The organism is Chloroflexus sp., assembly GCF_034431535.1.
In the GTDB taxonomy this organism is placed as follows: Bacteria; Chloroflexota; Chloroflexia; order Chloroflexales; family Chloroflexaceae; genus Chloroflexus.
Genome location: NZ_DAOUDC010000027.1, coordinates 316985 through 331909, shown reverse-complemented (window position 1 = coordinate 331909; position 14925 = coordinate 316985). Strand labels below are relative to the sequence as shown.

The 14925-nt window shown below is 60.5% G+C and carries 13 protein-coding genes; 3 read left to right on the top strand and 10 right to left on the bottom strand.

Features of this window, described 5'->3' with window-relative positions:
- Positions 1 to 35 precede the first annotated feature (35 nt).
- The 4 genes from surE to U9R61_RS08115 form a co-directional block, all read right to left on the bottom strand.
- Complete coding sequence (gene surE, locus U9R61_RS08130; RefSeq protein ID WP_322488313.1) at positions 36 to 794, bottom strand: 5'/3'-nucleotidase SurE; 759 nt, start codon at positions 792 to 794, stop codon at positions 36 to 38.
- Positions 795 to 1078: 284 nt separating this feature from the next.
- Positions 1079 to 2338 (bottom strand): vWA domain-containing protein, encoded by a 1260-nt coding sequence (locus tag U9R61_RS08125; RefSeq protein ID WP_322488312.1) that lies wholly within the window; start codon positions 2336 to 2338, stop codon positions 1079 to 1081.
- A 157-nt stretch (positions 2339 to 2495) separates the two neighbouring features.
- Complete coding sequence (locus U9R61_RS08120) at positions 2496 to 2879, bottom strand: hypothetical protein (protein WP_322488311.1); 384 nt, start codon at positions 2877 to 2879, stop codon at positions 2496 to 2498.
- Between the two features lie 304 nt (positions 2880 to 3183).
- On the bottom strand, positions 3184 to 3927 hold the full coding sequence (locus tag U9R61_RS08115) for a sigma-70 family RNA polymerase sigma factor (protein WP_322488310.1): 744 nt from the start codon (positions 3925 to 3927) through the stop codon (positions 3184 to 3186).
- A 262-nt stretch (positions 3928 to 4189) separates the two neighbouring features.
- Here U9R61_RS08115 and U9R61_RS08110 point away from each other — a divergent pair, with 262 nt between their 5' ends.
- Complete coding sequence (locus U9R61_RS08110) at positions 4190 to 5269, top strand: sterol carrier protein domain-containing protein (protein WP_322488309.1); 1080 nt, start codon at positions 4190 to 4192, stop codon at positions 5267 to 5269.
- Positions 5270 to 5281: 12 nt separating this feature from the next.
- Here the strand turns inward: U9R61_RS08110 and U9R61_RS08105 are convergent, their stop codons facing one another.
- The 4 genes from U9R61_RS08105 to U9R61_RS08090 form a co-directional block, all read right to left on the bottom strand.
- Positions 5282 to 6334, bottom strand: coding sequence for a UDP-glucose--hexose-1-phosphate uridylyltransferase (locus tag U9R61_RS08105; protein ID WP_322488308.1), 1053 nt, complete (start codon positions 6332 to 6334; stop codon positions 5282 to 5284).
- Positions 6335 to 6349: 15 nt separating this feature from the next.
- Entirely contained in the window at positions 6350 to 7189 is an 840-nt protein-coding gene (locus U9R61_RS08100; protein ID WP_322488307.1) for a carbohydrate ABC transporter permease, read from the bottom strand.
- 13 nt (positions 7190 to 7202) lie between these two features.
- The gene (locus U9R61_RS08095) at positions 7203 to 8144 is read right to left on the bottom strand and encodes a sugar ABC transporter permease (RefSeq protein WP_322488306.1); all 942 of its coding nucleotides are present in this window, start codon (positions 8142 to 8144) and stop codon (positions 7203 to 7205) included.
- Positions 8145 to 8476: 332 nt separating this feature from the next.
- On the bottom strand, positions 8477 to 9799 hold the full coding sequence (locus U9R61_RS08090; RefSeq protein ID WP_322488305.1) for a sugar ABC transporter substrate-binding protein: 1323 nt from the start codon (positions 9797 to 9799) through the stop codon (positions 8477 to 8479).
- A 502-nt stretch (positions 9800 to 10301) separates the two neighbouring features.
- On the opposite strand from U9R61_RS08090, the gene U9R61_RS08085 reads away from it, so the two are divergent.
- On the top strand, positions 10302 to 10766 hold the full coding sequence (locus U9R61_RS08085; protein ID WP_322488304.1) for a MarR family transcriptional regulator: 465 nt from the start codon (positions 10302 to 10304) through the stop codon (positions 10764 to 10766).
- Between the two features lie 6 nt (positions 10767 to 10772).
- Entirely contained in the window at positions 10773 to 12044 is a 1272-nt protein-coding gene (locus tag U9R61_RS08080; RefSeq protein ID WP_322488303.1) for an MFS transporter, read from the top strand.
- On the opposite strand, the gene U9R61_RS08075 is transcribed toward U9R61_RS08080, so the two are convergent.
- Positions 11992 to 13584, bottom strand: coding sequence for a hypothetical protein (locus U9R61_RS08075; protein ID WP_322488302.1), 1593 nt, complete (start codon positions 13582 to 13584; stop codon positions 11992 to 11994). The genes U9R61_RS08080 and U9R61_RS08075 overlap by 53 nt on opposite strands.
- A gap of 59 nt (positions 13585 to 13643) precedes the next feature.
- Complete coding sequence (locus U9R61_RS08070) at positions 13644 to 14918, bottom strand: alkaline phosphatase family protein (RefSeq protein ID WP_322488301.1); 1275 nt, start codon at positions 14916 to 14918, stop codon at positions 13644 to 13646.
- Positions 14919 to 14925 lie beyond the last annotated feature (7 nt).

Genomic DNA, 14925 nt, shown 5'->3' with positions numbered 1-14925 from the left:
CCCCCCCCCCCCCCCCCCCCGCGCCGAGCAAAAACTCACAACTCCCACCGGCACAGCTCTTCCAGCCAGCGGTGGCTGGTCAAGTCCATCTGCACCGGCGTCAAGCTGGCGTAGCTTTCGCTGATCGCCGCGATGTCGGTGCCCTCTTCGCAGTGGTCTTCCGGCTCGGCCCCGTCGATCCAGTAATATGGCCGCCCGCGCGGGTCGTAGCGCACGACCAGCTCGTCGCGGTAGACGCGGCGGCCCAGCCGGCCCACTTTGATTCCGCGCAGCTCGCCGGGAGCTGCCACCGGGATGTTGAGATTGAGCAGCACTTCCGGCGGTAAACCACGCTCGCGAATGATCGTCACCAACCGCTGCACCGCTACCTGCGCCGCCCGAAAGTCCCACTGGCCATCTTTGGGCCGCACTTGCGAGACCGCTAACCCCGGTATCCTGAAGACGATGCCCTCCATCGCCGCGGCGACGGTGCCGGAATAAAGCAGGTCGGTGCCGAGATTAGCCCCCAGATTGATCCCCGATACCACTAGATCGGGTTTGCGGTCGAGTAGACCCATCACCGCGAGCGCCACGCAATCTGCCGGCGTGCCGTCGCAGATCAGCGCCGGCGTGCCGTCGCTCAGCGTTCCTTCCCACGCCCGCAGCGGGTCGAACAGTTTGCGGTAGTGGCCGGCGGCGCTCCAGTTGCGGTCAGGGGCAACCACCGCCACCTCGCCGATTTCGCTCAACACGGCGCGCAATGCCGCTAACCCCGGACTTTGGTAGCCATCGTCGTTGGTGACAAGAATGTACATACTGGTGTCCTTATGTGAAATGCCTGCGGTATGCCGCCGCACACGCACCGGTTGGTCAGCTTGCCATGATCGAACTCCCTACATTCTACCGAGACTTTCCGTGATGAGGCAAGCGTTCGTTGGCCGCAGAGGATGTAAAGGTTGTGGGGTAATTCGTAGAGCCACACGGCCGTGCGGCTCCAACCAGCGATTGTAGGAATCACCTGTAAAACTCACCTGTAAAACCGCACGGCCGTGCGGCTCCACCCCCCCAGCGGGGGGAGGCTAGAAGGGAGGCCTTCTGATCACTCCTTCGGCAATTCGATGTCGGTCAAGCGCACCGTCTTGCGGCCCTGAAACTTGATCGTCTTTTGGCCCTCGCTCGACATTTGGCCCTGTTGTTCGAGGTTGGCAATCTCTTGCTGCATCGTCGCCGCTAACTCCACTTCTCCCTGATTGAGCAGGCGCGTTACCGCACTCTTCAGCTTCTGGGTTGCGCCACTCACATCGCCGGCGGCAAGGTCTTGCAAGGCGCGGGTTTGGAGCTTGAACGCGCTCACCTTTTCGACGATGTTCATCACCGCCGGATTCACTTGTTGCAGTTGGGCCGGATCAGCGGTGAAGGTGAGCATAATGTCGAGCTTGGCCTTTTCGCCGGTCAGCCGCAACGCCGGCGCGTCGTAGCTCAGCTCGGCTTGCCCGATCCGGTAGGTGCCGAGCGGACGTGGATCGACCAGCAGTTCGATCAACAAGGCGCGCGCTTGCGCACTTTCGAGTTCGCCAAGATTGACGCTCACCGCCCGATCGCTGATCGGTTGGTAGCCGAGGTTGTCGATCAGCGGTGTCACTTGCCAGACGGCGCGCGGCGTTACGCCTTGCACTAACCGCAAGGTAAGCACACTGTTCTGAATGACAGTCTGTTGGGCGCGTTGGACGGTGTGCTGGAAGTAGTTGACGATTTCGCTCGGTTGGGCAATGTAGTCGGCCACGCCCTTCGAGCGATTCGCCATCTCAATCAGCAGGTCTTCGTTCCAGTCTTTGCCGATGCCAAGCGCTGTGATCGGAATGCCGAGCCGGCCCGCATCTTCGGCCCGCAGCCGACACTCGTTCTCGTGCTCGGTTTGGCCGTCGGTGAGCAGGATCAGGCGGCGCACGCCGGCAGGCATCTTTTGCAGTTCTTGCAACCCCTTCTCGACTGCCGGCGCAATCCGGGTGCCGCCGGCATCGCGAATGCGGTGAACGAGATCGAGAATGGCGGCCCGGTTGCGCACCGGTTGTGCCGGCACAATCACTTCAGTGCGGTGATCGAAGATCACGATCGCGATCGAGTCTTGCTGATCGAGTTGCTCAATCGCCTTTACCACCGCCTGCCGCAGCCGATCGATCTTCTCGCCCTTCATCGAACCGCTGCGGTCGAGCACAAAGCAGACGTTGACCGGCATCCGCACTTGCGCCATCTGTGGCGTCGGCTGCGCTTCGAGCAAGATGTACGCCACCTGCGGCGTGGTCGTGGCCGCCAAAAAGGGACGCGCCAGCGCGGCGCGCAGATTCACTTCTCCTGCCATAGCCAACTCCTCGTCGTAACCAGCTCGCCCGGTTGGCGAGCGGAACCGACGTATGCGACGATGCAATAGCAGCGGCGGTTGCAATTAATCGTATTGTACCGCACCTCGCCAGAGATCGCATCCCAGTATAGCCGCACGGCCATGCGGCTGTAGGTGATCACCGCAGATACCGCAACACCCGCCGGTTCAGCAGATCGCTGAGCAACAGCCGGTCGATCAACGGATCGCGCTGCAGCATGAGGTTAACTTCGGCGTTGCAATAGGGGCACGAGGCGATATGGTGGGCAAGAAGCGCTTGTTGGGCAGGAGACAAGAGGCCTTGACAATAGTCAGCCAACTGCTCGGTCGAGGGGCAAAGAGCGCGGTAGAGACGGCGCCGCAACACTTGTTGCATCGCGCGCAACGCCGCCACCCGTTGGCGGCACAGCTCACAGTGGCGCAAATGGTCAACGATGGCTTCATCGGCTTCGCCATCGGCAGCAGCAACAATCTCAGAGCCGGAAAGATGGGTTGCGCCGTCGCTCAATTGTTCTTCTTCCATACCGGCGCGCCTCCGTGAGCAACCAGTTCAGCAGGTGAACCTGCAAGCGTTTCCTGTTGAAAGAAACGCAAACGGGAACGTTTTTCACGTTCCCGCTCGCACAAGATTTTAGGTGTTGACTCTGAAGGTGCTCTGTATGGTTCAAAACCGCTGCTCGACCCGTGTCGCTCCGTTGCACTCGCGCCCTATGCCCTTGCGTCACCGTCTCGATCGCGCTTCAGCGGGGGAGCCGCACGGCCGTGGGCTCTACCGATGACCCTAAAACCTTTGCGCCTTTGCGTTTGAACCATCTGCGCCTCTGCGTTCACACCTGCGCAAACAATACCCGTAGATGGCTATTGCGGCTCAGCCGGCTCAATACGTTGCGTTTGACGTTGTACACCTCGTAGACGCTCTCGAAGAGGGAGGCGTAGCGCTCGAAGATAGCGCGCGGCGTCAGGCCGAGCACAAACGAACCGTAGACCACCACTCGCTCGCTCTCGTTGTGCAATTGGCTATCAATGAAACGCCAGAACTCTTGCCGATCGACCCGCTGCATCGCCTCTTCATCCGGCGCGAGGCGCGGCATGCGCTGCTCGCTGATCCGCTCCTCCGGCATCATCTCGGCCCACGACTGCGCCCGCACCGAGTCGATCACGACGCTTGACGCGCACAGTTGCAAGTATTGCAACAGCGACGCCAGATTGGGGAACGAGGCGAAGCGTTCGGGCGTTACCGCGCGCCAAAACTTTGCAAACGCGCCCACGACAAAGTATTCGCTGCTCTCGCCGCTGCTGACAAACGCGCCGCTGCGCCGGATCCAACCCTCAACCAACGGGCTATAATGTTGAAAGAGATAATTCCACGCGGTTTCATCACGCTCAACCAGCGCCCGCCGGAATAACTCATAGCTGTAGCGCGAGTCGTGCGACTGGCCGCGGTAAAACCGCTCACTCTCAATCGCGCAACGACGGGCTAATTCTTCTACATCTATCGTGGCAAGGCCGGTCGCCGCTTCATCGCCCACGACTGACGCATGCAACGTTGCCGGTGAGTTCAAGGTGGTCATAGTAGGCGCAATCATCGATTTCCTCGCTTCGTATGCTTAACGTCTCCGCTTCGCGCCTCGGTGGCCGAAACAACCGGCGACACGATCGCTTGGTGTTTGTCCCTCTGCGGTGCATTGTAGGAAGTTACGGCGCGATCGAGAAGTATGTAAGATGAGCAGGAGATGACAAATAAGGTTAAAAAAACGTAGCGATGTTGTTGTGCAGTGATGCCCCGAATGAGACAATCGCATAGTTTGGTGACAGGACAATTGCGAAAAAAACATGAGTCATATCACTATCAGCCCGCTATCCATTGAGATCCCCGCTCTGATCGATCCGACGTTGGTAACCCACCAACAGCGCCACCCGCGCTACCGGCCTGATTTGCACCTGATCGCTGCCACAGATAGCGGCGATCAGGCTATTGGTCTCGTCACCCATACACGTTGGCAACGCCAACTGGCCCGGTTTGAGGTGGGAGAAGTGGAATTGGCCGGTAGCAGCCATCCTGACCTCGTAGCTGCGCTGCTCGCTGCGGCTGCCGAGGCGGCTGTCGCCGCCGGGATGGCATGGTTGCGTTGTACGTTGCCATTGCGCGTAGCCAGCCAGTGGGGAATGATCCTGGCCACACTAGACAGCCGGGTCGCGTGGCACGGCAGTGATGGCTCGCTGGCGCCGGCCACACTCGATGATGTGGCCGATTTGGTGGCGCTCGATCAGCACGCGCCCGCGCCCCGTTGCGTCATTCCGTTGCGGTACGAAGCCGATTGGCGCTGGCAGATCGCCGCGCAGCCGCCGCTGGTGGCGAGCGATCGGTTTGGGAATGTCACCGGCTATGCGATGCTGCACGGCGAATCCGTGATCGAGGGCCGCGCGGTTGATGCCGGCGCGGCGCGTGCGTTGCTCGGCCGCTTGCCGAATACGGTGCGCGAGCTGTGGTTAACGCCCGATCACCCACTGGCACAGGCTGCGCTCGAATTAGGCGCAAGTGTGACCGTGCGCTTGCCGCGGGACGATGCCGTGACGCAGGTCTGGATTGCGATCGATCCGCTCGCCGCATTGCGCTCTCAACAGCCGGCACTCGCTGCGCGCTTGGCCGCGTCACGCTACGCCGGCTGGGAGGGTAGCATTGGCTTGCGCGGCGAATGGGGATCGGCGCGGATTGAATGCCGCGCCAGTGCAGCGCAGATCAGCGCCGGTGCCGGTATCGCCGATATTGAGGTGGCGCAGATCACGATTGGCGGTCTCTCGACGTTGCTGCTTGGCCGGCGCAGCGCAAGCGATCTGCGCGCGACCGGCGATCTGCGCTGCGCCAGCCATGAGGTGGGATTGGTAGAAGCGCTCTTTCCGGCAGCGTGGTAGGGTCGAGTGCCGCTAGATTCCGCGCAACCGTTCCGCTGCCTGTTCGGGGGTCAAGTCGCGCTGGGGTTGGCCCAACATTTCGTAGCCGACCATAAACTTGCGCACCGTGGCCGAGCGCAGCAGCGGCGGGTAGAAGTGGGCATGCAGGTGCCAGCCGTCATGTGACAAACCGTCGGTGGGACGCTGATGGAAGCCCATGCTGTAGGGAAAGGTGACGTTAAACAGCCGGTCATAGCGCGCGGTCAGTTCGCGCAAGATGGCGGCCAAACCCTCGCGTCCGGCCTCATCAAGATCGGGCAGCGCGCCGGTATGGCTGCGCGGCAGCACCAGCGTCTCGAACGGCCACACCGCCCAAAATGGCACCAGCGCCACCCACGTCTCGTTGGCGCAGACGATCCGCTCGCCGGCGGCTAGCTCCAGCGCTAGATAGTCGCAGAGCAAGCAGCGGTTGTGCTCGTGCCAATAAGCCGTCTGCGTCGCCAGCTCTTTGGTCATCTCATTCGGCAACTGCTCGTTGGCCCAGATCTGGCCGTGCGGGTGCGGGTTCGACGCCCCCATCATCGCGCCGCGGTTCTCGAAGATCAACACCGACTGCACCCATTCGATTTCGCCCAATTCGCGGTACTGTTCAGCCCAAACCTCAACCACCCGCCGCACGTCAGCCTGTGACATCTGGGCCAGCGTCAGGTCGTGGTGCGGCGAGAAGCAGACTACCCGGCAGATACCACGCTCGGCTTCGGCGTGCAACAGCGCCGGGCCAATCTCGCCATCAACACCCGGCGCGCGGATACTGACCCGCTCGAGTGGAATATCCGGCAGCAAAGCGGCAAAATCGTTCTCGAACACAAACGTCTCGGTGTAGGCTGGGTTCTGCGCGCCGTTGGCTCGCGTGTTGCTGGGGCAGAGGTAACAGTCCGGATCGTAGGCCGGCAACGCGGCGGGTGGCAACGATTCCACCTGCCCCAGCCATGGGCGCTGCGTGCGGTGGGGCGAAACCAGCACCCACTCGCCGGTGAGCTGGTTGAGCCGGCGATGGGGCCGGCTGAAGAGTTCCTGATGGCGCATACGCATCCTTCCCGCTTATCGCCCGGCCAAACCGGAAGTGGCGATCCCTTCGATGAAGTAGCGTTGGGCGAACAAAAAGACGATCAGCGTCGGTAAAATGGCCAGTGTTGAGCCGGCCATAATCAGATCGACACGCGCCGCGTAGAGGGCCTGTAGATCGACGAGACCCTGCGTCACCACCTTGCGCGCTGGACTGCTGATGATGATCAACGGCCACAGGAAGCTATTCCACGCATAAAGGAAGGCAAACGTCGCCAACGTCGCAATTGCCGGGCGGGCCAGCGGCAGAAAGATGCGGAAGAGAATGCCCCAATGCGACGCGCCATCGATCAGCGCCGCATCCTCCAAGTCCTTCGGCACACTCATAAAGAACTGGCGCAACAAGAAGGTGCCGTAGGCAGTAAACAGCCACGGAATAATCAGCGCCTCTAACCGGTCAACCCAGCCAAAGACCAGCATCAGCCGGTACATCGGCACAATCAGCACGGCAAACGGCACCATCAGCGTGGCGAGGTACGCGCCAAACCAAAACTCGCGCCCGGGAAATTCGAGCCGGCCAAAGGCGTAGCCGGCCAGCACCGAAGTAATTACCCAACCTAGCACCACCAGCGCAGTTACGATCACGGTATTGATCAATTGGGTGCCGAGCGGCACGATATTGAGAACTTCTACATAATTTGACCAACGAATCTCGCTCGGCCATAGCGTCGGCGGCACCTGCACTACCTCGGTCGAGGGCTTGAGCGAGGAGAGCACCATATAGATAAACGGAAAGACCATGACAAAGCCGGTGATACTCAGCACCACATAAGCCAGCAACTTTTCCCATGGCCGGCGTAAGATCAAGCTTGCCATCACCCCTCCTCGCTTACTCGTAATGCACCCACCGCCGCGACATACGGAACTGGATGAAGGTCAGCAGCAGAATAATCACAAACAGCAACCACGCCAGCGCCGAAGCATAGCCCATCCGTCCGCCGATAAAAGCTTCGCGCCAGAGCAACGGCACGATGGTCAACATCGAATCGGCTGGACCAACCGTATTCGAGCGGGTCAAACCGAGCGCAATCGGCACATCGAACACTTGCAGACAATTGATCAGAGTTGTCACCAGCACAAAGAACGTTGTCGGCGAGAGCATCGGCACCGTGATATAGAGAAACTGCTGCCAGCGGCTGGCTCCATCCAGACTAGCCGCTTCGTAGAGCTGCGGCGGCACGCCTTGCAAGCCGGCAAGAAAGATCACCATATTGTAGCCAATCGTCTTCCACGAGAAGACCAGTATCACGCTGGCCAAGCCCCATTCCGGGCGCGTCAGCCACGGAATCGGCTCGAATCCGAGCAGACGAATGGCGTAATTGACGAAGCCAAAATCGACATTGAGCAGATAGCGCCAGAGCAGGGTCACGCCGACCACTGACGCCACCACCGGAATGAAGAAGACGGCGCGAAAGAAGGTGCGGCCAGCGATCCGCTCGTTCAGGATCACGGCCAGCAGCAAGGCCGGCACCGTAGAAACGATCAGCGTCACCAAAGAAAACGCCGCCGTATTCCACATCGCCCGGTAGAAGGTCGGGTCAGACAATGCGCGCTGATAATTGTTCAAGCCAACCAGATTCGGATCACCAAACAGGCGCGCGTCGGTAAAGCTCAGGTAAAATGAGATAGCGAGCGGCACTAAAAAGAAGATCAAAACCCCCAAAATGGTCGGCAACAGCATGCCGAAAGCGTCGATCCATTGCCGCACACGCCGCCCGCTCAGACGGCGCGCGGTTGGTACAGGTAGAGCGGCCGGCGCTTGGTTGGCCATGGTGTACCTCCGGGACATGGTAACGAACCTGTCATCGCCGCCTGCGGCAACAAACGACGAAGGCGAGCCATCACACGAATATGTAAATGCATTTTCACCGTTTTACGTTTGGCAGGCGTGTATCACGCCCCCTATGTCGTGCCGCGCAGCGGCGACGCAATCCCCCCGCGAGCACGAGTTCAACCCGCTGTGCGTTCGCTCTCGCTGAAGCGGGAGATTGCTTCGGGCGCTCCGCGCCCTCGCAATGACAAGGTCAAGGTACGCCCCTCACAAGGATAGAGCCGATCAGGCGGAGCGGCGCACGCCCGCCGCTCCGCCTATCGCGCCGGCCTCTACTTGAAGGTGCTGGCCGTCTGCTGGCAAGCCTGCTGGCCAAACTGCTCAGGCGTGATCTGACCGGCGATCATCTGATCCCAGAGGCTCTGGACAATGCCGCTGAAATCGGCCCAGTTGCCGTCCCATACTGGCGCTTCCAGCGCAGCGTAGGGAATGCCGTCGAGGAAAGCCTGATTGTTGGCCGGCGGAGTCGAAGCGAGGAAGGCATTCACCGCCTCTTGATCGCTGCGCGGCGGGATGTTGGTGCCAAGCGCGGCCACCTTCGCCGTTGCCTCGGCGCTGGTCAGCACCTTCAGCACCTCCCATGCCGCCTGCGAGTTAGCCGTCTTGGCGCTGACGAGATACGGCCCCCAGAAGAGCCACGTGCTCTTGACCTTGCCCTCCGGCATCACCGCCACGTCCCAGTTGAACTGGGCATTGGTACGGACACCGGGGGTAAACCAGCGACCATTGAAGTACATAGCGACCTTGCCGGCGTTGAAGAGCGCCTCGCCGTCGGCGTCACCGGCTGGCAGCAGCTTCTCGTCGTAGAGCATGCGCACCATCGTTGCGCCGGCAATCGCCTCTGGGGTATTCAGGGCGCAGCCGCGCCGGTCAGGGGTGAAGGGGCTGCCGCCGGCAGCATTGATGAAATAGCCCCAACCCGGCCCCCACCAATTGCCGAAGCCGAGACCGTACTGCTGGTTAGCCGGATTGGTCAACTTGCGCGCCGCATCCAGCATGGTGTCCCAGTTCCAATTGCCTTCAGCCACCAGCTCCTTGGGAGTCTTCAAACCAGCCGCCTTGAACAAATCTTCGTTGAAGTAGACGACCATGGTCGAGATGTCGCGCGGCAGGCCGTAGATCTTGCCATCGCGCGTCAACTGCTCGATCACATTGGGGTAGAAGTTGCTCAACTGGAAGCTGCTGTCGGCGTCAATCAGCGGCTTGAGATCAAGAATCTGACCGGTATTGACGAAATCGGCCAGCTCAACGCCGCCGATCCAGAAGATATCGGGCGCATTGCCGGCAGCTAATTCGGTCTTCAGCTTCTCGAAGTACCCCTGATTAGGCGCCGGATCGTAGACCGCGGTAATCCCTTTATCCTTCAGCTTCTCGTTGACTAGAGCGTTTAGTTCTTCATAGACACGCTGCTCGGCGGCATCGCCGGGGCGGGTGCGCCAGCGAATCGTCACCGGCTGGCCGCCAGTGGTGGTTACATTGCTACCGCTACCGCCGCTACCGCCGCCAGTAGCCGGTTGCCCGCCGCCACAAGCCGCGAGCAACGTTGCCAACAATGCAACCAGCGCAATCCACGACAGGGTGTGTTTCCGTAGCATCTTCGCTAGATCCTTTCTCAACAGAACATCCTTGCCACGCACTCACCCTGCACGCAGGCAATCATCAACGGGGCGTGCCGCCGGTGAATGCAGCGCTGCGTGTGACGGGTGCAATACATGGTGAACGCATTATATGGTTGTTGTGCGAACTATGCAAGTATATGCCGCAATAACTCAGCAAGCCGCGCCCTGCTTGTCTTGTCACACATCTGCGCAAAACGCGGTACAATGTGTCACATAAGGCCGTGTCGGCGCCAAGCGCCGGAAAGGAGAGAGGTATGCAGCCCGAGTGGAGCGGCGATCCTGAGGTCAAGCCCGTCTTCTTCGCCATTACTCTGACCGGAGCGGTCGCGTTTCTGCTGATGGTCTGGTTGTTCGCATTCTACTGGTGAGCACACCGCAGCCGCTGCGCCTGACGCCGATACGCTTGGGGTCAGGCGCAATTCTTACTTGCCAAATCCAATACTTCTGATACAATAGTTGATAAGTCTAGGATAAACGTATGCCTGAAATCAGCACCACCGACTCACCCCAGATCGAAGCCTATCGTCTCTTCCTGAAGCTGCATCGCCGCTTTCAGGAGCTCAACCGTGACGAGTTCCGGCCTTACGATCTCTCAACGCCGCAGTACGCGATCCTCTTTTACGCCACTGAAGAGGGTGTGCCGCTGAGCTATATCTGCAACGAGATGCTGGCTGATAATTCCAACCTCACCCGGCTGGTTGACCGGCTTGAGCGGCGCGGCTTGGTGCAGCGCGCCACCGACCCGCGTGACCGGCGGGTGACGCTGGTGCAGTTGACGCCTGCCGGCAAAGCGCTGATCGAGGAATTGCGCCCGCGCCACCGGCGGCTGGTGGAACAACGTTTGAGCTACCTTTCCCCAGAAGAGTTAGCCGCCTTCCACGACGCGATGCAACATCTGTATGAAGCATTACAGACTCATAGCGATCGCGAAGACACCGAGTAACGTCTTATGCGCACAAGCCATGCTCTTGCCGACTCTAACCATTGGCTAGCGATGTTTCGCGCTCTGCGCCATCGCAACTATCGCCTCTTTTTCAGCGGGCAACTGATTTCGCTGACCGGCACGTGGATGCAGAGTGTGGCGCAAGGCTGGCTGGTGTTGCGGCTATCTGACTCACCATTTCTGCTCGGTTTGGTGGCGGCTGCAAACTCATTACCGGTGCTTATGTTCTCTCTCTTTGCCGGCACCATTGCCGACCGCTTCCCCAAACGACGAATTTTACTCATCACCCAATCAACTGCGATGGTGTTGGCGGCGATCCTTGCTGCGCTCACCCTGAGCGGGATGGTGCAGATTGACCATGTGCTCATCTTGGCATTGCTGTTGGGGGTGGTGAATGCCTTCGACGCGCCAGCCCGGCAGGCGTTTACGGTCGAGATGGTCGGGCGCGAAGATTTGCTGAATGCGATTGCGCTCAATTCGTCAATCTTTAATGGTGCGCGCACGATGGGGCCAGCCGTGGCCGGTATGGTAGTGGCATGGATTGGCGAGGGGCCAGCGTTTCTGTTTAATGCGTTGAGTTTTGGGGCGGTGTTAGCCAGCCTGCTGCTGATGCGGCTCGATGCCCAGCCTGCGGCTGGCCCGCGCCGCGGCGGGATGCTGCAAGCCGGCTTGCGTTATATTGTGACCGAACCAAACGTGCGGGCGCTGTTGTTCCGCGCCGGTGCGGTGAGTTTCTTTTGCTTCGTGCATCTGCCGCTGTTGCCGGTCTTTGCCCGCGATATTCTGCACATCGGCGCTGCCGGCCTCGGCTGGCTGTCGACGGCAAGCGGGTTAGGGTCGCTGGTAGCAGCATTGATACTGGCCCAATTACGCGATGATGCGCCCCGCGATAAGCTGCTGACCGCAGCGGCGCTGCTCTATGCGCCGCTGTTGATCGCCTTCACCCAAGTCAACAACGTGCCGCTCGCACTCGTGTTGATCGGGTTATGCGGCTGGGCCGGCGTCACCACCATGGCATTGACCAATACCCTCATTCAACTGATCGTGCCCGATAAGCTGCGCGGGCGGGTGATGAGCGTGTTTACCCTGATGCTGATGGGTATGAGTCCATTGGGTGGCATGCTGGCCGGCAGTATTGCCGAACTCACCGGCAACGTACCGTTGGTCGTCGCCGGGAGTGCGGTGATCGGTTGGTTATTAGTGATGCTGGTCGAGCGGCGCGCTCCTACCGGGAAGGAGCACACGCCGGCGGCGCAGTCAACCACGGGGCAAACGTAATATTGCTGCCAACCGCTTCGCCAATGCCTTGCGGGTTGGCGTCAGGCTCATACGGCCCTGAGGTATGCCCCCACCAATTATTGCGCATATCGAGCGCGATCTCGCTGGCCGCGCCGCGGCCAATGCCAAAGGTGAGGTAGGTTGGCCGGATCACCGGCGTATGACCCTCAATGAAATTTTGCTCGACACGCAACGGCATGAGGAAGGCACCTTCGGGCTTCACCTGTAACGTCTCGCTCCGTACACTCAGACCCAAATTATCGCCGATCAGCGCATTGCAAATGATCGTGCCCTGTAACGTGCCATTGGTCGTCAGTTGCAGATTGGCGCTACCGCCGCGGAAGAGATTCCCCTCAATCGCCAAATTGAGGGTATCACGGGCATTTTGATTGGTCACCCGCACCATCGGCGCGCCAGCGCTCAGCACATTGCCGCCAACCCGGTTGCCAGTGAGGGTAACGAAATTGCCACGGCTGTAGGCCGTATCAAGAGCAGCGCCAAACGGCACATCATTCCCGGCAATCTCGCTATATGTCATTTCGAGCTGCGAATCGACCACTAACACGCCGCCGCCGTTATCGGTGATCCGGCTAAACCGCACGACGAGACCGCCTTCTTCGCTTACCAACACCGTCCCACCGAGACCACCGCCCCGAATCTCGGTATGTTCAAGCGCGATAAATCCGCCGGGGCGGCCAAAAATCCCGCTCCAGCGCGTGCCGGTCGCCCCCACAAAGCGCACTGGCTGGTTGGGCTGGCCCAGCGCAATCATCCGGCCACCATCAACATAGATCGACACCCCCGGCGCTAACCGCACTTCGACCCCCGGCTCGATAATCAACTCGCTGCCGGGTGGAATCTGCACATCGCGGTTGAGCACAATCGGCCCCTGCCCGGCAGCCCAGCGCGTACTGCCACGCAACACCAGCGCCGGGATCGGTGTCGGGGCAGGGGTTGCCGTCGGCAATGGCGTCGCTGTTGGCGGCGGCGACACGGTCGGACTATCGTCAATCACAAGATCGGACGTGGTTGGCGTGGGAGGCGGCGGCGCAGTTGGGCGCGGCACGGCAATCGTTGGCGGCGGGGCCGTGGGAGGCGGCGGCGCAGTTGGCAGAATGGTCGGCTGAGACGGTGGTGTCCCTTCCGGCACCGGATAGGCCGGCGCTGCCGTAGCGGCAGTGGCGGTTAAGGTGGTTTCCGCCTGCACTGTAGCGGCTAGCGCGGTCAGTTCGAGCACCACGCTGGTTTGGGTTTGGGCAAGATCAACTGTCGGCTGCGTGGCGGGGTACGCAGGCCCGACCGTTGCTGCCCCGCCAGCCGGCGCCGGCGATGTTTGCACCGGGTATGGACCGACCTGCGTCGGCGGGCGTTCGCTCGTCGCCGTTGGCACTAGGATTGCTACATCATTCGTGCCGGGTGAAAAGATAAAAGTCAACGCAACGCCAAGCGCCAACAACGCCAGCGCGCCAATTAAGAGCAACGTATCGCGGTTGAAGCGGGGGGCCGGCGATGGCGGCGGTGAAGATTCGGTCTCAGACACGACAAAGCCTCCGCTGCAAAGCAAGCATCTCTCGTTATCTTATCACACGGCGCAAGTAGCTATGACACCGCCAACACCGCTAATTCGGTCAGCATTTCCACCGGCGTCAAACCGCCGTGCAAACCGCGTTGGTTGAAAGACTTGGCCCGCGGGTGATCCCAAACAATTGCCTCGCCGGGTGCAGGCAAAATGGTCAGTTCACCCAACCGCGCGCGTAATCGTTCGCTGGGTTGCGGGCCAAAATAGCCGGCAGCCAGCAGTTCGGCAGTCGGCATAACCGTTGCCTTCCCGGCCAGCCGTTGCTGAAGTTGCGCTTGCACGTCGGCCACTGCTCCCGGCTGTACGTGCAGTATGGCAACGCGCGGCGAACCTGACGGCGGCAGCGGCTGACGATCGCCGCCACGACGCAGATAGCGTTCGAGATCGGGCCAGAGCCGGTTTAAGACGATCGCCTGCTGCGGATCAACGGCGATATGGCCGTGATCGGCAGTCAGCAAGAGCAGGGCCGGCTGCGGCGCAGCGCGTAATGCCGGCAACAGATGTTGTTCGAGTTGATCAAGCACGGTTTGGATTTCAGCCATCACCGCATCCGCCGCTGGCCCATGCTGATGCATCTTCGCATCAATCGAATCAACGTACATGAGATAGAACGTAGGCCCGCGCTGGCGTTCGAGCAGATAGTGCAAGCGGGCCGCTGCGTCAGCAAGGTTTTGAAATGGCGTCACTAGCGTGCCGCTGCACAACGTACGCGTATAGACTGAATGGGCCAAGGGCGCTGGCAGCAAGATGGCGCTCGCTGCGCCGGCAGCGCGCAAGCGATGGTAGAGCCGTTCGGACGGATAGACTAGCGCCGGATCAACGCCATACGCCATCAAGCCATCAGCCTTCAGTTCAAACACCGGTGAAAAGAGCAACGAACCAATCACCGCTTGCAAATCAGGGTCAAAGATATGCCACTCGTAGATACCGCTCTGATCGGCGGCTAGACCAGTATGCAACAGCGTCACATGGACGGCGGTGGTCGAAGGGAAAGCGCTGGTAAGCAGGCTGATCCGGCCCTCGTGCAGAAACCGGCGCAGAAACGGCGTCTGATCAACGAACTGGCTGAAAAACTGCCAGCCAAACGAATCGATCAATAAGAGCACAACTGTCTGCGGATGTTCCGGCAAGCCGGCCAACGCCGCAGCCGGCAACCCATCAGCCTGAGCGCCGGCCAACAGTCGCTCGATCGTCGCCGGAATGCGGGCAAATCCGTAGGTGTCGTAAAGCGGACGAACGTGATCTTCAGACTGTATTGCCGCAGTCACAGCAGCGGTCGATTCAGCAACCAGCATATGATGC